Annotated in this window: 20 protein-coding genes; 7 read left to right on the top strand and 13 right to left on the bottom strand. The window is 62.4% G+C overall.

Translation table 11 applies throughout. From position 1 onward, the window contains the following. The first annotated feature begins 221 nt into the window (after positions 1-221). Positions 222-869, top strand: a complete 648-nt coding sequence (locus ACFVSJ_RS19935; RefSeq protein ID WP_387438790.1) for a hypothetical protein — start codon at positions 222-224, stop codon at positions 867-869. Between the two features lie 162 nt (positions 870-1,031). Here ACFVSJ_RS19935 and ACFVSJ_RS19930 read toward each other — a convergent pair whose 3' ends face one another. Next, the gene (locus ACFVSJ_RS19930) at positions 1,032-1,739 is read right to left on the bottom strand and encodes a hypothetical protein (protein WP_387438789.1); all 708 of its coding nucleotides are present in this window, start codon (positions 1,737-1,739) and stop codon (positions 1,032-1,034) included. Positions 1,740-1,867: 128 nt separating this feature from the next. On the opposite strand from ACFVSJ_RS19930, the gene ACFVSJ_RS19925 reads away from it, so the two are divergent. Continuing rightward, on the top strand, positions 1,868-2,959 hold the full coding sequence (locus ACFVSJ_RS19925) for an AAA family ATPase (protein WP_387438788.1): 1,092 nt from the start codon (positions 1,868-1,870) through the stop codon (positions 2,957-2,959). Between the two features lie 151 nt (positions 2,960-3,110). Here ACFVSJ_RS19925 and ACFVSJ_RS19920 read toward each other — a convergent pair whose 3' ends face one another. From ACFVSJ_RS19920 to ACFVSJ_RS19870, 11 genes are read right to left on the bottom strand one after another with little or no spacing between them, the layout of a single operon-like run. Beyond that, positions 3,111-3,539, bottom strand: coding sequence for a DUF4913 domain-containing protein (locus tag ACFVSJ_RS19920; protein WP_387438787.1), 429 nt, complete (start codon positions 3,537-3,539; stop codon positions 3,111-3,113). Positions 3,540-3,554: 15 nt separating this feature from the next. Continuing rightward, positions 3,555-5,324: a type IV secretory system conjugative DNA transfer family protein gene (locus tag ACFVSJ_RS19915; RefSeq protein ID WP_387438786.1), complete on the bottom strand. Its 1,770-nt coding sequence runs from the start codon at positions 5,322-5,324 to the stop codon at positions 3,555-3,557. After that, positions 5,321-6,916, bottom strand: coding sequence for a helicase HerA domain-containing protein (locus ACFVSJ_RS19910; protein ID WP_387438785.1), 1,596 nt, complete (start codon positions 6,914-6,916; stop codon positions 5,321-5,323). The genes ACFVSJ_RS19915 and ACFVSJ_RS19910 overlap by 4 nt, the downstream gene beginning before the upstream one ends. Beyond that, positions 6,916-8,424 carry an SCO6880 family protein gene (locus tag ACFVSJ_RS19905; RefSeq protein ID WP_387438784.1) on the bottom strand — a complete coding sequence of 503 codons (1,509 nt, stop codon included), beginning with the start codon at positions 8,422-8,424 and terminating at the stop codon, positions 6,916-6,918. The genes ACFVSJ_RS19910 and ACFVSJ_RS19905 overlap by 1 nt, the downstream gene beginning before the upstream one ends. Next, positions 8,411-9,700, bottom strand: coding sequence for a hypothetical protein (locus tag ACFVSJ_RS19900; protein WP_387438783.1), 1,290 nt, complete (start codon positions 9,698-9,700; stop codon positions 8,411-8,413). The genes ACFVSJ_RS19905 and ACFVSJ_RS19900 overlap by 14 nt, the downstream gene beginning before the upstream one ends. Beyond that, positions 9,697-10,431 carry a hypothetical protein gene (locus tag ACFVSJ_RS19895; protein ID WP_387438782.1) on the bottom strand — a complete coding sequence of 245 codons (735 nt, stop codon included), beginning with the start codon at positions 10,429-10,431 and terminating at the stop codon, positions 9,697-9,699. Before ACFVSJ_RS19895 ends, ACFVSJ_RS19900 begins: the two co-directional genes overlap by 4 nt. Positions 10,432-10,459: 28 nt before the next feature. Beyond that, the gene (locus ACFVSJ_RS19890; RefSeq protein ID WP_387438781.1) at positions 10,460-10,729 is read right to left on the bottom strand and encodes a hypothetical protein; all 270 of its coding nucleotides are present in this window, start codon (positions 10,727-10,729) and stop codon (positions 10,460-10,462) included. Between the two features lie 12 nt (positions 10,730-10,741). Continuing rightward, positions 10,742-11,350, bottom strand: coding sequence for a DUF6668 family protein (locus ACFVSJ_RS19885; RefSeq protein WP_387438780.1), 609 nt, complete (start codon positions 11,348-11,350; stop codon positions 10,742-10,744). Positions 11,351-11,385: 35 nt separating this feature from the next. Then, positions 11,386-12,888, bottom strand: a complete 1,503-nt coding sequence (locus ACFVSJ_RS19880) for a chromosome partitioning protein ParA (protein ID WP_387438779.1) — start codon at positions 12,886-12,888, stop codon at positions 11,386-11,388. A 43-nt stretch (positions 12,889-12,931) separates the two neighbouring features. Further along, positions 12,932-13,408 carry a hypothetical protein gene (locus ACFVSJ_RS19875; RefSeq protein WP_387438833.1) on the bottom strand — a complete coding sequence of 159 codons (477 nt, stop codon included), beginning with the start codon at positions 13,406-13,408 and terminating at the stop codon, positions 12,932-12,934. A gap of 29 nt (positions 13,409-13,437) precedes the next feature. Continuing rightward, the gene (locus ACFVSJ_RS19870; protein WP_387438778.1) at positions 13,438-14,517 is read right to left on the bottom strand and encodes a CHAP domain-containing protein; all 1,080 of its coding nucleotides are present in this window, start codon (positions 14,515-14,517) and stop codon (positions 13,438-13,440) included. Positions 14,518-14,828: 311 nt separating this feature from the next. On the opposite strand from ACFVSJ_RS19870, the gene ACFVSJ_RS19865 reads away from it, so the two are divergent. Further along, positions 14,829-15,212, top strand: coding sequence for an ArsR family transcriptional regulator (locus ACFVSJ_RS19865; protein ID WP_387438832.1), 384 nt, complete (start codon positions 14,829-14,831; stop codon positions 15,210-15,212). Here the strand turns inward: ACFVSJ_RS19865 and ACFVSJ_RS19860 are convergent. Continuing rightward, on the bottom strand, positions 15,206-15,895 hold the full coding sequence (locus ACFVSJ_RS19860) for an SDR family NAD(P)-dependent oxidoreductase (RefSeq protein WP_387438831.1): 690 nt from the start codon (positions 15,893-15,895) through the stop codon (positions 15,206-15,208). The genes ACFVSJ_RS19865 and ACFVSJ_RS19860 overlap by 7 nt on opposite strands. 156 nt (positions 15,896-16,051) lie before the next feature. On the opposite strand from ACFVSJ_RS19860, the gene ACFVSJ_RS19855 reads away from it, so the two are divergent. Genes ACFVSJ_RS19855 through ACFVSJ_RS19840 form a run of 4 tightly spaced genes read left to right on the top strand, consistent with a single transcriptional unit; the run spans position 16,052 to position 18,550 of the window. Beyond that, entirely contained in the window at positions 16,052-16,348 is a 297-nt protein-coding gene (locus tag ACFVSJ_RS19855) for a hypothetical protein (RefSeq protein ID WP_387438777.1), read from the top strand. Between the two features lie 31 nt (positions 16,349-16,379). Continuing rightward, the gene (locus tag ACFVSJ_RS19850; protein WP_387438776.1) at positions 16,380-17,438 is read left to right on the top strand and encodes a hypothetical protein; all 1,059 of its coding nucleotides are present in this window, start codon (positions 16,380-16,382) and stop codon (positions 17,436-17,438) included. Continuing rightward, positions 17,439-18,206 carry an enoyl-ACP reductase FabI gene (gene fabI, locus ACFVSJ_RS19845; RefSeq protein WP_387438775.1) on the top strand — a complete coding sequence of 256 codons (768 nt, stop codon included), beginning with the start codon at positions 17,439-17,441 and terminating at the stop codon, positions 18,204-18,206. After that, a complete protein-coding gene (locus tag ACFVSJ_RS19840) occupies positions 18,206-18,550 on the top strand; it encodes a hypothetical protein (protein ID WP_387438774.1) in 345 nt (114 codons plus the stop codon). The genes fabI and ACFVSJ_RS19840 overlap by 1 nt, the downstream gene beginning before the upstream one ends. Positions 18,551-18,810 lie beyond the last annotated feature (260 nt).

The following is an 18,810-nucleotide window of genomic DNA, read 5'->3' as shown; positions in this document are numbered from 1 at the left end:
TCCTACACGTGGGGCTGACTTTGTACGCCGAGCTTTCAGTACGGTGGCGACACCCGCGTCCGCTAGGGTCCCGGTTGCGACTACTTCGCACCGCTGGAGCAAAAGCATCAAATCTAGGCTTTCCAACATCTCGTCGAAGGATTCAATAATCAGCGATTAGCCAAGCTGAGATCTGCAGAACAACGGAGACACTCTTCTGCGAAGATCTTTGAATGGACCTATTGCAGCTGCTCAAGTGGGAAGACGAGCTGATACTTCGGGCGGGTGGTGTGGTTCTTGCCCTTCTCGGAGCCGTCCTCACCTCACCACACGGATGGAAGCGGCTACTGTTCCTAATCAAGTTCTGGCTCAAGTCACGAGTGGTAATAGTCCAGATGTGGCTCAGCCAACACTTGCGGTTTGTGCGGGCACCGTCAACCACCGCCTCAGTTGCATCGATCGTGAGCGCGAACCGAGAGCTCACAATGAGAGGAACTGCTCAATTTGTCATTCCTCAGGATGCCACAACGGAAGCAAAAATAGCTTTGTTGGAAGTTGCATTGAGAAACCTTCAGAACACAGTGAACAGCGACTTTAGCCACGTGGAGAATAAGCTCAGCGAGGTTGCCAGCTTGGTCCGAGATGCTACTGAGAGGACAACCGAACTCCATACGAGGATACTCACTACCCAAGACGAAGCGGCGTCAATCGGTGCTGCAGGAATCCCTGTCATTGCGTTCGGCATTCTACTTAGTGGGATACCCAGGGAACTAGCCATTTGTCCCGTTGTCGGTTGGGCGGTTCTGGCCGGTTCAGTATTTCTGGGGTACGCGATGACTCGAAAAACTATTAAGGACGGAGCTTGGACTAAGAAAGGGAGCCAAACCTAGGTGGAATCTTGTAGCAGTCGCGGCCGAAGATTCATAGTTGCCGAGTTTGGAATGCCACTCTACAGGGCCGCCCTAGCCTACTCGTCAACCTAGATCCGCCGATCAACACATATGGGTGCTTATCGGCGATATCAGGTTTTGGGGGTAGCTTGTTGGCTGGCTTCAGCGAGCGAAGGGCGGGACGTGGGCGTCGTTGAAGGGCTCGAACCAATCCTCGATCTTCATGGGCGCCAGGCCCAGCTGCAGGTTTAGTTCAACGTCATCCTCAAAACCGTCCAAGGCGTTTTCGTAGAGCATCTCGCTGTCCGTGTCGTCAAGCATCTGTTCTTCGAGCCTCCCCCGCCAGCCGTCCGGAAGGTCGAGGTCGTAGAGGTCCTGGATGACCTCGACCTGGTCGTACAGGCAACGCAATGCCAGTTCCTGCGCGACGCAGGAAGGCTTGATCCAGCCGCGGATCAGAGAGCCGGTCATGTCCGCAGCGATCACGAGGAATTGTTGAGCAAACCGGACATCGTATTTATCCGCATGGCGGGGCGGCAGCCCCGACAAAACGAACGTGTTGGCGATGTCGTGGCGGTCCGCTTGGTCAAGGCTTTTGAGGCCGTTGAGGTCTTCGAAGAGCTGATCAATGAGGACGGCAGAGGCTTCCCAGAGCACGCCGGCCAGCAGTTTCGCTTGAAACAGGCTCTTGTCGCGCCGTTCCGGCGTGATGCTATCGAGCCACTCAAGGTCCTCAGCGCCCAGCCGGGTCAGTTCGTCGTCACTAAGATCCTCCATGCGGGGTTCGAAACCGAGCTGCTGCAAACTGAGGCCAGTCAGTTCCTGTCCAACGTGGAGTGCGTGCTCGATGTAGTTTTCTTCCCGCGTCATGGCCTTGATGCTACCGGCTCGGGTGGTCGCGCTTGCCGGGACCAGGACTTCGTCTTAGAGTGGCAGGAGTTTCACCACTTTCACCACTTTCACCTAGTTTCACCTGTCTTCTGCCTGGAGGAGTTGCCGTGCTGAACCCGTTCAAACCGACAGCCGGAGCAACCCCACCAGCGCTGGTGGGCCGGGCCGGGCTGCTGGACGAGTTCGAGTACGGCCTGCAGCAGGGTTCCGGGGCGCCGGGGCTTCTGACCATCATCACGGGCTCCAGGGGTATCGGCAAGACCGTGATGTTGAGTGAAGCGGAAAGCATCGCCCGCGAGCATGGCTGGGCCGTCATCTCCCGGACAGCGACTCCCGGCTTCCTTGCCGGGATTGGTGATGACATGCTGCGCCTTCTTGATGAGATTGGCGCCGGCCCTCCCTCCCGGAAGATCACAGCGTTCTCCGCGGCGGGGTTTGGGCTCACCACACAGCTACCTCCCGAACGTGCCAATGACTGGCGTCGGATAGGAAGCGAGCTGCTGCGCAGGCTGTCCGAAAAGGGCACCGGTCTGGTCATGACTATCGACGAGATCCACGCTGTCGACCGCACGGAAATCTCGCAGCTGGCCGCCGACGTCCAGCACTTCATCCGCGAAGGGCTACCTGTTGGTCTGATCTTCGCTGGCCTGCCCTCGGCGGTGTCGGACCTCCTTAATGAAGGTGTGGCTACGTTTCTGCGGCGGGCCGACCGGATCAATCTCCACGAAGCGGCCATCGCCGAAGTCACCGCTTCTTACAGCGAGCTCTTCACGCAGGGCGGGATCGACGTCTCCCCTGTGCTCATTTCCAAAGCTGCCGAGGCTACGGAAGGGTATCCCTTCTTGATCCAGCTCGTTGGTTATTACCTCTGGCTGGAAGCGGGAAGAGCGGGGTGGGCGTTGGATGAGGCCAGTGTTGAGCGTGCCATCGTCGCCGCGGAGCGCCGGAACAGCCTGGTGGTCGTGGAGTCGGCACTATCGGACATCTCCGACAAGGACCGCGAGTTCCTGGATGCCATGGCTGCCCAGGATGGCCCCTCCGCGGCCGGACAGATCGGCGGGATCCTGAAAGCCAAACCCAATGTCGTTTCCAAGTACCGGAAGCGGCTCATCGCCGCGGGCCTGATTGAATCCGCCGGCTATGGGAAAGTCGATTTCGCAATCCCTGGACTGCGGCAGTACCTCCGTGACCAGGGCTGAGGGGTTTCTGACGATTGCGGCAGCACCGCGGTGATTTGCGCAGCAAGCTGTTGCGCAAATCACCGAGGTGTTCGAACGCCCATGGTTTGGCCGTGCAATTGTCCAGACCGTCTGGACAATTTGGGCGAGGGTTCGCCAAGGCTGGCCGGATTCATGGTTTGATGCTCCTGACGTCGGGGAACCAGCCGTCGGGTGCTTTCTTGGGTTCCAGGAGTTCAGGTTCGCGGTGTTCTTTCATGTCGCAGTTGTAGAACGGTCCTTGTGGTTCCAGGAGGATGCGCATGTGGTGGTCTGCGTGGTCTCTCCACCAGACGCTCATGCCAGTCGCGGGGTCCAGACGTAGGTGCTCCCAGGCCCGCCAGAGTGCTGCGACCCGGGAGACGGCTTCCGGGTGGAAGTACCATTCGGTGCACCATCTGGCCGTTTTCCCGGTGACGTTGCGGATGTAGGTGGGTAGTAGCTGTTCGTGGAGGAACTCTTCGGCGGATCCGTAGACGAGCTCCGGCGCTTTCTCCCCATCTCGACCGTCCGTGCCCGGTGGGGGTGTGTCCGTGTCGTACAGGTCGAAGTCATTCGCCATGGGACCGGGTCCTTCCTACCTTGTAACCCAGGGATTGGCCGCCGGCTCGGCGGGCACCGAAACGGCCGGTTCTTCGGGGCGCGGGCTGTAGGTCTTGATGGAGGACTCCACGGCTTCCTTGTGGGGTCCGGTGTACCAGGGCATGGTGCGGACGAGCGTGGCCGGGGCGCCGGAAGCGAGGACGACGGCGCGGCCGCGGTCGAGTTCGGCGAGGTTGGAGATGTCGAAGATGCGTTCCTTGCCTTCTTGACGTGAGCGGCTGGACCCGGACTTACCGGAGGACGTGGAGACGTTGATGTAGCTGTAGTCACCGATGAGGTCCATGAGCTCGCGGAGGAAGCCTGCTTCTGCCACGCCGCCGCCGTAGACTTTCACGTTCGCCGCTGACCAGATTTTCCGCATGTTCGCCTCGCCCCACAGCTCGACACCTTGGGACCAGGACTGGAGGATCCCCATGACGATCAGGCCTTTGGAGCCGTAGTGGCTGAACTGGTCCGGCAGCCCGGCCCAGCGGACGACGTTGGCCAGCTCATCGAGGGCGAACAGGCCGGGCTTGGGTAGGCGGCCGCCGCTGCGCTCGGCGCGTTCTTCCATGGTTTCGGCGATGGCTACTGTCAAGGCGGTCGTGATGGGGGCCGCGGAGCCGGCCCCTTCTTTGGAGAGGATGTAGATCGTCTCCTGCGAGGACGCGAATGCGTGCGGGTTGAACTGGGGTCGTGGGTCGGTGGCCATGGTTGTGCCGGGCAGCGGGGTGATCCAGCGGAGGGTGTTGCGGCTCTTGAGGCACTGAATCATCTTCTCGGCGGTGCCGAAGATCCCGTCGCGTTGCTTATCGGCCAGTTCCAGCGTGGATTCCAAGCCCTTGTACTGCAGCTCGTAGCCGTGCTGTTTGAGGATGTTGATCGGTTCCCGGTTCACCTGCTCTGTCACCCACAGGTAAACCTGCGTGATGGGCAGTTCCCCGAGCGCGGCCGCGAGGAAGTACGACGTCAGAACGTCCTCAGCTTTGGGATCAAAGTAAGCGTCCGGGTTGGACCCCGGGACGCGGGACCCGGCCGAGAAGTGCTGAGTGAGTCGGTACGCCTTTTCTTCGTCGGTGACGTAGGTCAGGATCGGCCACCACCAGCCCGGCACTTCCTGGGCGATCCCTTGGGGATCGAACCCCCATACCCGGGCGATCAGCTCCCGCACACCGCGGGTGGCATCTATGACGTCGCGTTTGTTCGAGGTAGAGACCACCGCACCTGGTGCGTCCAGGATGGCCGGGATGACCCGCGAGGTCGATTTACCGGTCCGCGGCCCCCAGATGTCCAGGGACAGGTCTTCCCAGGACTGGATGAACTTCTGCCCGGTGGAGACCACCTTTCCCACCACGATGCCCGGAGTGTCGGTGACCCCAAGGCGCTCGGCCGTGGCCTTGGCTCCTTTCTCGGAGAACGCGGCCAGCGCCTTCCCTCGTCCAAGGTAGCGGGCGGCTTTATCGACCCGGGCACGCTGGGAGGCGCCTTTCCGCCAGGCCATGAGCACCACGATGGCCAGTGCCAGCACGACGCCGGCCATCAGGCAGACAACGACCGTGGCCTCGGTCGGCCACGGCACGCGGCCCTTGATCAGACCGACGATCAGATCAACAGGGTGGGCCGGTGGCGCTTGGAGGCCTGCCATCGCCGATCCAAGGTGCAGTGCCGCGTAGGTCCCGCCGCCAAGGATCACGATGAAACCGATGGCGAGCCAGACCAGCAGGGTATCTCCGAGGCCGATTCCTTTGCGGTTGGGGGCGCTCACTGTGAGCCTCCTTCGATGGGCAGCGTGCGGGGTGCGGTTTCCAGCAGGGGTTCCGGGGCTGCATGCCATTTACCGTCGGTGTCATTGACCCCGTCGGGGCCTTTCTCCAAGGAGGTGAGTCCGACCTGGACGGGGATCCCGGGGCGGCCGCCGACCTTGATGAGGAACTTTCCCCGGCCCGGGGGTTCGACGTCGACGCCGCGGGAGTCCCACGCGGGCGGGTCCTGCCAGCCGATGAGTTTGTGCTGTTCCTGCCGTGACAGGGGAATGGCTGAGGTCAGCTGGGGCATTTCGGAGGCGGGGAGGCCGCCGCAGAGGACCATGCCGGAGCGTTCGACGAAGCCGCGGGCTTTCATCCGGTCGTCCTCGGCCGGTAGGGCCAGCAGGTCGGACATGGTGTGGGAGATCATGATCTGACCGACGCCGACGGAGCGGTTCAATCGGGTCAGGGCGTCCACCCGGTCGACCATGCCTTTCCCTGCCCGGAGTGCCCGCCACAGCTCGTCCAGGACGACGAAGTAGTTCCGACGTGGTTCCAGGCCGGTGTCGGCGAGGGCGTTGGCGACGTTGACTGTGCCGAACCCGTAGGACCAGCAGGCGAGCAGGATGGCGGCTTGGAGGTCCGTTTCGGTCTCGTCAATGCTGGAGACATCGAAGACGACGGCACGGTCGCGGACCATCGGTTCGGAGGTTTGCCGGGAGAAGATCTCTCCGAGTTTCCCGCCACCCGTCAAGCCCATCAGGGTTGCCTCCAGCGCCCGGGTCTCGCGCTGGTAGATGGTCATGTCACCGCGGTCCAGTGCGACTTGCCGCAGTTCGGCGGGGGCGGAGACGATCACATCCAGCAGGTCTTTTAGGACTGGGATGCCGTCGAAGCGGTCATCGAGGACGCGAAGGGCGCGGTCCAGGATGGTTTGTTCCTGGTCGGTGGGCGGGCTGTTCCGGCTGATGGTGATCAGAGAGACCACCATGGTCAGGCGGCGGCCGTGCGCGTCGGCCCTGACCCGTGCGGCGTCTGCGTGGTGTCCATTCTCTTCGAGGAGCTGGGCGGCTTCGACAGCCTGGCCGGGGTCCAGGATGTTCAGGTACCCGACGCCGCGGCCAAGCCGGATGACTTGCCCGCCGAGGGCTCGGACGGCTTTGACGTGCTCACCTTTAAGGTCGCCCAGGATCAAGGGGTGCACGCCTTGTGCGGCGAGTCCGATGAACATTCTGCGGACCACGGTGGATTTGCCCAACCCGGGTTTTCCGAGGATGAAGGCTGAGGGGTTGGAGATCAGGCGTGCGCGTTGGAACCAGCTGATCGGGTCGCAGCAGACTGTGGCCTGGGTTTCCTCGTGTCGGCCCAGCGGGACGCCGATCATGGGCGAGGACGCTCCGGAGGAGAACGGCCACAGGCCGCAGACCTGCACGGTGGTTCCCCGGTACTCCTTCACGGAGGGAACGAGTTGGGCCAGGCCTCCGCCGCGGCCGGCCCAGCCACGGGCACCCGGCCCGGCCTCGCGCGGATGCTTCCCGGCCGTCTTCTCCGCGGCCTTCGCAGGAGCAGTGCTGTGTTTCGAGGAACGACCGAAAAGCTTCATCGGGGCCATTACAGGGCGTCCTTAATCTCGGACGGGAGCATGCTGTGTTGGGGCAGCACGAGGCCCATGGGCAGGGATGCGGCGAAGGCGGTGTCCTGGGATCCGTGGGCGCGGCGGAGCAACACCCGGGCGGTGCCGGAGGTTTGCTCGACGGCCGCGACGGCGTCTGCGAGGCGTTCGGCGTCGGTCACGGTGGCGGTGACGACCAGGCCGAAGTTCACCAACCCGGCGCCTTGGGCTTCTTCCTGCGCGGTCTGCGCCGCCGAACGGGCATCGACCAGGGCGCGGGCGGAGGGGCGGGTTCCGGAGGTGATGCGGACGTTGGCGTTGTTTTGGTCCCGCTCGACGACGGCCGCGGCGCGGGCCGAGTCCATCGGACGGTACAGCAAGGAGACGCGTTTGCGGTCGATGTCTCCGTGGGGGGCGAGCAGGCGGGACAGGACGGAGGAGTTCACCGATCCGCGCGGGGCGCCGGTCATCGTCCAGGAGACCGAGTACGCGGAATCGTGCCGGTAGTCATCCCAGCTTGCTTGTGTCGCGGTGGGGCCGACCTCACCCCACGTCAGCGACACGGGGGTGCCGGCGGCGTGGGCTTCATCGATGATGAGTGCGGCGGGCGGGTCGTAGGCGATCCGGACGACCTCGCAGAGTTCCTGGGCCGTCAGGGGCCGGGCGATCCCGGCGCCGGTGGACTGCAGCCGTGCGGACAGGCCCGGGATCCGGGAGGCCAGGTCGCGGGCCACGTCTTCCGGGGTCCGTTTCTTGGCCCCGGTCCGGATGGCGGCGTTGAACGTCAGCGACACCCAGGCCCGGACCGTGGCTGATCCTTCCGGGTAGGTGTCCACGACTTCGTGCAGCATGTCCCGGGCGAAGACGGGCGCGGCCGGGTCGAAGTTGGCCATGACTTCGTTCCGGAGCCGGTACCCCGAATCGGGTGCGGTTTCGACGGTGACGGCCGCGGCGTCAAGTCCTGCTTCATCGGCCAAGGAGGCGAGCCAGCCGCCCCAGTTCGCGACCCACGCATCGACCTGTTCGGGGTCAACCAGGGAGGCACCGTCGGGTTCGGTGGAGAAGATCACGGTGAAGTGACTCGTCGTGGGTACGTGCAGCAGGGCGAAGGGTCGCTTGTAGGAGTCGGTGAACTCGTACAGGGTCGACTTCGCCGCGAGCCCCGGGAGTTGGTACATCCCCCACCCGGTGACACCGAGTGGGCCGGAGCGGTAGAGGTTCGTCCCCGAGGACCGGGAGATCTTGAAGGCCATCCGGGTACCGAAGCGATCAACGACGGACTGGCCGTGCTTGTCCTTGACTGTCAGCAGCAGCACGCTGACACCGACAAGGGCAAGAACACCCAGGCCAACAAGCAGGCCCCACAGGGCGAAGCTCACAATGCCCAGCAGGAGCCCGCCAAAGAAAATAACTGTGGTGACCGTGCTGAGGCTGGCCAGCCCGGCCGTGCGCGGTACACGCCAGTTGCCGTAGGACGGTTCTTTGTACTCGGTGTTAATTGCTGCCACTGGGTCCCTCCCCTGTTGAATCCTGTGCGGTCTTTTCGATGGCTTGCGACGTCCTGGACGCCAGTTGTGCCCCTGCAGCGACAGCCACACCGGCAGGGCCAGCTGCCGCTGCTCCCCCGCTGGCTCCGGCCGCTGGTACACCTCCATGGGCACCAGACGCCGTTCCCGCCGTGCCAGCTGCCCCTGCCTTGGCTGTTTCAGCGGCGCCGGCGGCCCCGCCCGGACCGTTAGCGCCCGGAGTGGGTTGCCCTCCCCCACCTCGTGGCCCGGTTGGCCCGGTGCTACCCTTCGGTGCGCTCCCGGTATTGGTGTTCTGGGTGCTCGTTGATGCCGGTGTGGGTGCGGCGTCTCCCCTGCCGCTGCCGCCCCGGCCCAGCGAGACCGCGCCCGTGGCCAGTGCGCCGACGGCCGCTCCAGCCCCTCCGCCGCCTCCGGAGGCTACGGCCGCCACCAAGGGCGTCACGAACCGCATCAACGCAGGCAGCGCGAACAGCGCCACGAGCATCAGCGTGAAACCCGTGATGGATTGAACCAGGCCACTGAGATTGGCTCCGTTGCCCATCAGTAGGAAAGCCACCGAGTACACGATGGCCGCGGCCGGTTTGTAGACGATGAAAGCGATGGTCCAGCCGACGGCCTTCTGGAACCACTGCCGGCCCATCTCGGTGTTGGTGAACGACGCCGTGGTTGGCAGGATCCCGGCGAGGATCACAAGCATGCCGCTGCGAACCACCATCAGCACGATCTGAACCATCGATGCGATCAGCCCGATCAGGCCCAGGACGATCAGGATGAACACCCCGACACCTGGCTGGTTAATGAGCAGCAGGAGGTTCATGGACTCGGCGAACCCCTTGCCGTCGGTGGCGCGGTTGATCACCATTGCGGAGAACGCGTCAGCCGCTACGACCAGGATGGAAATGACGCCCAACCCGGTACCGGAGACCAGGGTCAGGGTAATCAAGGAACGGAGCAGATCCTTCAGGGGCGCCCCGCGCTGTTCCCAGATCAACCGGATGCCGCCAAGGATCACGGCCAGGACCGCAAGCGCGAGCGTCCACGGCATCAACTCGCTGCTGACCATCGACACGATAGGGCTGGCGGTGGTGCCGTCCGGGCTGCTTGCCAGGTTCACGGTCGGCATAGAAACCCAGAACGTAGACAGAGTCGTCACCATCTGGCTCATGCCCTCAAGGATGGCTTTGGCCAGGTTGCCCGTGGCGTCATCTGCCAGGCCGGAGATCCAGTCGCCAACCGGGTTCCACACTGGCCTCATGCGCCGCTCCAGGGGATGAAGCCTGAGAGGTCACGGATTTGACTCGGTTCCTCCAGTGGTGCACCGGTATCGGCCACGACACCTTTCCAGTCACCGTCTTGCCAGAGAAGGGTTGTGCGGACGGACGCGAGAGCGCCGGTGTCTGCTTTGAAGGCCAGATCCACGACCGCCTGATTCGCCGTGTACGAAACGTTGAATCCCGCAATTTGGACTTTGACGGTACTCGACGGTGCAGATGACTGCGGGGTTCTCATGCCGGCATCGCGGCCGGGGCCTTCAGCGGCAAGCTGGTCAGCAATCGCGCGTTCCTTGGAAGGATCACTGCCCAAGGCCCAGAGGTTGACTGCTGCGTACAGGGCCCCTTGCGGCGAGCGGGCAAAGCACGACCTGATGCGTTGGGCATCAGTCTTGCCCGGACCGATTTTGGGATCTGTCGGGGCCGCCATCGTGCCAACCAGTTCCCACTTCGTTGCCGGAGCCTTACCCAGTGCCTTCTCCGTCGAGGCGGGAAGCCCGCAGATGCTGGCGTCTGCCGCGGCGGACTCGCTGGGGCTAGCAGCGGGCGAACTGGTCGACTCTTCGGGAGCTTGTTGTGCGTTTTCCTGTCCTTTGGGGAGCAGGAAGATGACGATGGCTGCTGCGATCAGCGCGACCACCAGCGCGGCAGCAATGATGAAACCGGGTTTGGTGAACGGATTGGCCTCGGTGGTGCTCTCTGTTGACTGGCTCAAGGGTGAACCTCCCGTTGATGGTGCTGGTTTAGACGAAGGCGCGGACGATACCGGCGGCGCCGGTGATGATGATGCAGCCCAGGACGACCCAGCCGAGCTTTTCCAGGGATTCGGCGCCTTCGCCACGACGGAGTTTGATGACCATGGTGATGCCGACGACGATGATGCCGAGGACGCCGAGGACGAGGCCGATACCGGAAGCCCAGTTCAGGACGGTGAGCAGGCCTCCGGCTTCCTTGGGAACTTCCGGTTTGGGGTCGGGGATGACACTGGTGGCGATGGCGGTGAGAGCGTTCATAAGTGGGACCTTTCAGTAGTTAGTGCTTGGGGTGGTTTCCGTGGCCAGGGCAGCGACGTCGGTGATGAAGCGTTGGTAGTGACGTGCCGGTGGCGCAGTCGTGGGGTTGCCGTGCCGCCATTCCTCGACCCAGGGAAGGATCCAGAGGCGCGGTGCTCCCCCGCCGACGATCGCTGCGAAGTCCCGCAGCGCCTTGGGGGTCTTTCCCGGGGCGTCCGCCAGGACGGCCAGGCCGAGCAGTTCAACCTCAGGTGCTGCTCCCGATGCCCATTGGGTCAGGGCGCTTTGAGCGCTGGTGAGCCCGCGCATATCGGCGCGGCAGACCAACAGCACCCGCGGCGTGCTGCCGCCCTGCGGAACGGGCCAGGAGTGGCCCGCCGGGCGCGCCCCGGGAATCAGTTCTGCGATCCGGCTCTCGCCCGCTCCCCCATGGCTACCGACAACCCACAGCGCCGCGGCACCTGACATTCTGCGGCTGGCCAGCCGGTCAGCGGTGTCAGGCTCGACCATTCCCCGCAACGGAGTGCTGATCGCCGCAGCCGGTGGGACATGCACGCTGGGTGTGTCCTCTTCGACGTCGGCGGCAGGGCTGGCGATCCAGGGGTTCAGAGAAAGTTGCATGGTTCCTCCTTTCGTCGATCTCCGGTGTGGGGTGGTTAGAAGCCCTTGGCGACGGCCGCGGCCGCCGCCAGCCAGGCCCGCTGGGTGGCGGGTTGGAGGGTTTCGTAGCGGATGGGGCCGTTGACCAGGGCCGGGTCGTAAGGGATCCGGACAACGGCGCGGACGAACGGCTCGAAACCGTCCGCGATCCGTTGCGCCTCCGCTTTCGCCCGTTTCAGGGCCTCGCCGGTCATGCTGCGTTTAGCGTCGGTGGATTCGGAGACGATCACTACGGCGTTGCGTGCCAGTTCGGCGTCGTGGCCACCGCGGGATTCGAGGGTCTGCAGCGTCAGCCGGGCGGCTTCTGCACGGTCCTCGATAGCGGTGACCGGGACGACGAGCTGGTTGGTGTGATCGATCATCCGGCGCCAGTTCGCGGCCCGGGCGGTGTTCCCGGAGTCCATGACCACCAGGCGGTAATAACGGGTCAGGACTTGGTGGGCGATGTCCACTTCCTCGGCGGTGACTTCGTGGTCGCCTTCTTCGTTCTCATCAGAGCGCAGCACGTCGAACTTGTCGGCCGTCTGGTGATGGACGAACTTGGCGATCTCGGCCGCGTTCGTCGACGGCGAGAGCAGTTCCGTGGAGGAATCGATGAGGTCAAGGACGCTGCGGTCGTGCGCGCCTTTTTCCGTGCGCCAGCCCAGGGTGCCCTGGGACTCGTTGTTGTCCCAAGCGACCGTGGCCGCGCCGCTGTAACGGGCAAGGATGGCAGAAAGCATCACGACCGTGGGGGTCTTGTTGGCCCCTCCCTTGCGGTTGACCACGGCAATGGTCCTCGGTCCTGGCCAGTGCTGGCTCACCGTGCGGATGTCCTCCCGCTCTGCCACTTCCTCAGGAGAAGGGTCCATCCGAAACCCCAGGCGGGTGAATGCCCCACGCCAGCCCTGGGTGGCCGGTTCCAGCACCGGTGTACTGACCAGAAACGAGGTTTCCTTCAAACTCCGCCGGGTCAGAGGTTCCTCCGGAGCCACGGCCTCAGAGACCGCCGGCCCGTTCGAGCTGGCAGGCTCAAGCGCAGGAGCACCTACTGCTGACGTGTCGGGCTTCGTGGGTTTCGGCGCCCAAGGCTGGTTCTCCACCGAGGCCGTCCCCTCTTCGCGTGCTGCCGGCACTGCGGGGGCAGGGATTGGCTCCGGGGAAACCACGAGGGCTGTCCCGTTGCTGGCGGGGGCTGCGGTTTCGGGTGTTGTTTCCGGAGCTTGTGCCCGGCGACGGGTCGGGCGGGGTTCGTAGAGGACGGACTCGATCGTGTTGTCTGGGTGGACGATCAGTTCGCCGTGCCCTTCGGGGTCCTCGATCTGGACCCGGACAGGACGCTGGAGCGTTTGTGCTTCTCCGACCACGAGCGCCAGGGCGTTGTTGCGGAGGTCCTGCAGAGTGTCCCCGTCGGGGACGACACGGGAGTTGCCGGCGACGACAACTTCGGCAGTTCCGTTGTCGCGGACGATGGCCCTGATGCTTGGGAAGGCCAGGACCTCGGTTGGTGTCGTAACCATGAACGTTCTTCCTTTACGTGTGTGAGATGGACAGGAGCAGTGCTCAGGGCGTTGGTGGTGTGAGGCGGTTGACCTTCCACGGAGCGTCCCTGCCTGTGCGGAGCAGCTGCAGCGTGTAGGTCCCGGCGTTGGTGGGCACAGCTGCTGTGACGCCGTAGCCATTCGCCTCATCTACGGTCAGCCTGGCCGGGCCCGTGACCCGGCTGGCCGGGATGTTGACCGGGTCCACGGCTGAGTAGTCGGCGGTGGCCTGTGGGGTGAGCCACCGGGCAAAATCATTCGCCCACTGCCCCTCCTCCACCGACGGGCGGGCGAAGTCGGCCATCGCCTTCTGCGCGACATCCACCGCCCGGTCCTCGCTGGCCCGATCCCACGAGATGCCCACGGTGGGTGGGACTGTCCCTCCCGGTGCCTGCGGGCCACTTCCGGCGCTCAAGGAAACCGGGGCAGACGGTGTGGCCGATCTCTGTGTGGGGGCCGGTGGGGTGTGCGATGCCGGTGCGCACCCGGCGCACAGCATTGCCACGACGGCGAGAACCAAGGACCTCTTCACTTCTTCTCCTCGTGGTTGGGCAGGTACAGGAACGCCGACGGGACGCGGCTGCTGACGTTCCGGGTGTAGTAGTTGTGGTCATCCGGTGGAGGGTTGCCGTTATAGCCCTCTTCGACGAACGTGCCGTCACCCTTGACCTCCTTGACCACGGCGACGTGACCGAAAACCGGGTCCGATCCCCCGACACCTGGTGCGTACCAGACCACTGCACCGACCCGGGGTGACTTGCCGGTGGGCCAGCCCTTGGCGTCCCAGCCGGCCTTCCACGTCACAGCAGAGCCGAGGGTCGGCCCGTCCGGGCGGAAGTTGCCGTTGAGGAACTTGAACGGTGCGCTGGTGGAACCCATCTGCTGGTTCACCCGCCACAGGGCGAAGTCCACGCATTCGCGGTAGAACATGCCCAACGGTGAAGCCGCAGCTGAGCCTGATCCGACCTGCTGCCAAGTCGGTGAGTTCTTCCACGGGTAGTCATCCCCGGTGCCTGACTTCCCCGTGATTCCGCAGTCGCCGCCGTCAACGGAGAACTTCCCGTCAGAGAGCGCTTGGACGACCTTGACCGCTTCGGGCCAGTACCGCTGGTAGTGATACGGGTCCGCGTTGCGCTGGACCTTGTTCCCTGCGATGGTCGGCTCCAGCAGCTCCCAATCCGGCACGCCCTGCAGCGCCTTGATGAAGTTCGTTGCACTGGTGGTCGGGTCCATCCGGTCCTTATAAGAGCCCCACGCGCCGTTATCGCGCTGCTGGAACAATCCACGGGAGTCCGGTCCGGGACCGTCGCCGTAGTCCAAAACACGCAGCCCCGACTCCCCCAGGGCCACCATGATGCTGATGGTCTGACCCTTCACGGAGAGATTCAGCGCCTTGCCGGCACTAATGACGGCGGCCGCGTTCTTCAACTGCTCCGAGGTGTACCCGTCAACTTTGGTGCTCCCGCCCACGACAACCGAGACCGGGCCGCAGCCAACGGCAGCGGATTTGGCAGGAGCGAGCAACAGGATGAACGAGAACACCAGCCCAAGAAACAACCCAGGAGTCACGATCAAGGTGACCACCACAGGCGAGCTGCTCTGCCTCATTAGATCGCCCTTCGGAGAGCAGTTTCATGGGGACCCAGCCGGAGTCCAAGTAGTGCCCCGAGTTCTCTCACTTCGCATTCCCCCAGCCTGGTTTTTCTTGGTGCCGCCAACTCCAACGCCACGTGTCCGGTCCGGATGTAGCTCGGCGTGCAGTGGGTTGGCGCAGCTCTTGCAAGAACTAATGAACTCGCTTAAAGGTCTCATCAGTGCTAAAAATATAACACAATCAAGTTGCTATATGAGCTAAGCAATGCTTTTAATGAGTTCATTAGGCAGACTAAGGCAGTGATGGAGGCACATCTGGTGTGAAAATGAACTTTGTAACAGGCACAATGGGGAGCGTGCCTAAATATGCCCTTCCAGAGGAAAACTGGTCAGAAGACCTCCTCATAGCCCAGAGGGTTATCAGCACCCCCGCGCGGCTCGCCATCGTTGGCTATCTTTACACCAACGGTCCGACATTGAGGGCGGTCTTGGTTCGGGACTTGGCGCTGGACACGAACCTGGTCGGGAGAAACCTCGACCAGCTGGAGGACCTGGGCATTCTTGTTGGTGACCCCGCCCGCGGTGAGCGGGTCGGGAGGTCCACCCGCTGGGAAGTAAACAAAGACACGTACGGCCGGATGGCTAGAGCCCTATACGACTTCCTGGGCATCGATATTTCCAAGAACAACCCCGACGGGGAATCTCAGTAACCTAATCCTTCGCCACCCGTAACCGGTATCAGCGCACCTGTCAGGTACGTCAGGGTACTCACTTTGAAGATGGCATCGGCGATTTCAGTTGGTTCCGCGATGCGTCGCAGCGGTGAGGAATCTATGAGTTTCGCCAAGTCCTCGCCTTCGACCTTGGCGAGCATGTCTGTCTTCGTAGGGCCTGGAGCAACGACGTTGATCCGGATTCCCCGAGGCCCGGCCTCCCACATGGCCGAACGAACCAAACCATCCAGGGCAGCCTTCGAGGAGGTGTAATGCGCGGAACCAGGAATCCCTGCGCGGGACGATTCAGAAGAGATCAACACGATGGACCCGGTCCGGGCCCTGCCCATGTACTTGAGCGATTCTTGGACTGTGGTAAACGCTCCGAAAAGGTTTGTTTCCATGACTTCCCGGAGATCTTCCGGCCTCATACGCACCAGAAGGTCCTGACGCGCCATACCAGCGTTGTAAACCACAGTGTCCAGTCGCCCGTAGGCCGTGACTGTGTCCTTGAAGGCAGCCTTGATGGCCGCATTGTCAGTAACATCGCATGTGATCCCATGGACTCCGTCCGGTACCCCGCTTCCTCGATGAGTTCCCACAACGACGTATCCCTCATCGAGAAAACGCCTTGCGGTTGCCTCTCCGATTCCCCTCGATGCTCCGACTACGACTGCCACTGGTGCTTGCTCAATAAACTTGCCCACCGTTGCACCTTACAGGTAGGGTCCCAAGTGGTTCGGCCGGCGGTCGGCCTTACATTTCAAATACCTCAAGTGTGCTGCTGGACAGTGGTGTGCTGGCTTCCAACCCTCTACTTGTTAGGGCTTAGAGTCATGCGCACCGACATTCTCACTGCTGTTTGCACCGCAGCTTCGACCCCATCTCTGCGGATCCTCCGCGCGTTGAACCTCCTTCAGATTCCGCAGCGACTCGAAGAAATCGCCGAGGGACTTGAACTTTGCCCCAGCATTGTCGCCGGTGAACTGTCGAAGCTTGAGAGAGCCGGCATCGTTCGAACATGCAACGGCGAGGTGCGCCTTTCCATTGATTTGAATTCCCTTTTCGGAAACCCATTGATGCCGGCCAAGCAACCAGGCCCGGCTCGTAGAGGAGATGACGCCGATGTCTAAGCCCCGCCTATTTGACGCTCGAGGCCGGTGGGTGGTGCTGGATGCCACTGAAGATGGGGCATCCCTCCTCGCAATCGGCGATCAGGACCACGCCGGCATTAGCCCTCGAAACTGGCTCGACGAGCGAACCCGCAAGGTCTTGCTCGAACGACTTCGGACAGCCCTGACGACCGGACAGGCGTTCGACGGAATCAGTCACTACGAAGGTAAAGAGTTCTCCGTTGTCGCCATTCCCATCGTCTCTCCGGACGGACGGCAGGTTGTCGGAGCCTACGGAATCTTCGAGCATCCCGGCCACCAAGTTCCAAAAGCTCCTCTGGTGGGCACGTGGCAGTGGAGAGTGGATAAGAAGACCGGCAAGAATGTTGGCAACGATGCGTCCATCTGGGACGCGAACCTCTTCAAAATCTACGGACTCGATCCGAAACTCGTCGAGAGTGCCCGCGGCCCCGTCGGGGAGTGGTTGGCCAAGCTGATATCCACAAAAGACCGGGACACCATCAAGCTCGTCATTGACAGTGGTATTTCGGTCAACAACCGAAACCGACACTTACTCTCCTATGAAGTAATCCACGGCTATGGAACAGCCGATCCTCGCAAGAAGCAGATCTCGAACTCCGCCCGGGCATATGACGACCCAGACTACCCGGAGGCCATCATGCTCCGCGGCTTCAGCCGCGAAGTCGACTCACCTATGAAGATCCTCACCCAAGGACTCGACCCTGTGCCCAGCGGTTTGATGACTGAAGCTCTCTTCACCCTCGCCGCAGACCGCGCCTTTGCCGCCATCGACCTGCAGCAGGAAGTTACCTTCAGGACGTCCCCAAAATGGGCCGAATTCGGCCTGCTTCCGGACTTCGAAGGGAATCTGGCCGCTTTGGCTCATCCTGATGACAAGTTCGCCCTCGAGCGTCACTTGTCCTCTGTTGCCGCCGGCCAGACAGGTCCCCAGTCATCCATCGCCGTGAAGATGCGCACCATCGCCGAAGAATGGAAAGACTTCATCCTGGCGGCGGCGCCCATTGACGCCGCCGGCGTCTCCAGCCGCTATCTCATGACAAGCCTCGTCCCAGCTAACGAAGGAGTCTAAATGGGCATCCTCGACGGAAAGACAATCCTGGTCACAGGGATTTTTACTGAACGGAGCATCGCGTACGCCGCCGCTCAACTGGCACAACATGAAGGTGCGACGCTCATCTTCACCGGATTCGGCCGGCGTTCAAAGATCACCCAGAAGATCGTCGGTCGCCTCCCGCAACCAGGTCCAGTCCTTGAACTTGACGCCACAAATCAAGACGATCTGGACTCGCTCCACACCAGGCTCAAAGAGCACACGGACAGCCTGGACGGAATCATCCACTGCATCTCGGCAAGTAAACCGGAAGCAGTAGGCGATGGCTTTATGACCGCAGGTTGGGATGACCTCTCCACGAGCCTGCAAATCTCTGGAGCGTCTCTTCAAGCCGTCACCAGAGCCTGCATGCCCGTTCTACGTGACGGAGCAAGCATTGTCGGGGTTACCCTCGACGGCACACCCGTCTGGCCAATTTACGGTTGGGCGGGAGTCGCGAAGGCGACGTATGAATCGACCAACCGGTACCTTGCCTACCACCTCGGAAAGCGCAACATTCGTACTAACCTCGTCGCTTGCGGTCCATTGGATAATTTCACTGTTGCGGCCATCGACGGCATTGAGAGCGCAGACGGCGTCTGGGAAAGTCGCGCACCTCTTGGCTGGGATAGATCCAACCTTCAGCCCGTTGCTAAGGCCGTCGTCGCCCTGCTCTCCGACTGGTTCCCGGCCACCACGGGCGAAATCGTCCATGTCGATGGCGGCTATCACGTCATGGGGATGTAATGGAGCAAGCTTTCGTCCCGAAAGGCCGCTCCTTTAAGGTTTCGACACGCCAGCAGCGTGTCGTCCCACTTAATTTATTTTTAAAGAGGCAGGATCGAGACATGGTCCCAAACGTGCCCTTGCCTTCAAAGCAGCCTGTGCCTCTTGAGTCTCAAAATCTCAAACCCTGGACCGTCGCTATCCAGGTTGAAGATGCCGAGCGTAAGAAAAAGATCCAGCTTCTTAGTCAAGCCTTCGGAAAGAAGCCAGGTCCGTATCTCACCCAGGTCATTCTGGACTGGATAGACACCATTGACATTGAACAACTGCGACAGGAGCAGCTGCCTATAGCTGAAGCCAGTTAAAGAAGAGCGGCCCATCATCTGACGGGCCGCTACTCCAAGTTACTTGTTCAGATCTCGTTCTTGGCGGGACACGATCTGAACGTATTTCGAAGCTTCCCAAGCGGGTAGCTCCTTTTTTGCACCCTCTGCTGACACAGAAAGCATCTATGCCTATGGTACCGGCACCTCTGCCGTCGTCAACAACTGCCCGGGCGAGTCTTGTTGACCATGTTGAACCCATAAACGCTTGGGGCCTTGCTCCGCTGATCGCTGGCGCGCCG

The sequence above is a fragment of the Paenarthrobacter sp. NPDC058040 genome (assembly GCF_042885775.1).
GTDB lineage: Bacteria > Actinomycetota > Actinomycetes > Actinomycetales > Micrococcaceae > Arthrobacter.
The sequence above is the reverse complement of the archived record's forward strand: the minus strand, read 5'-3'. Positions and strand labels throughout refer to the sequence as shown.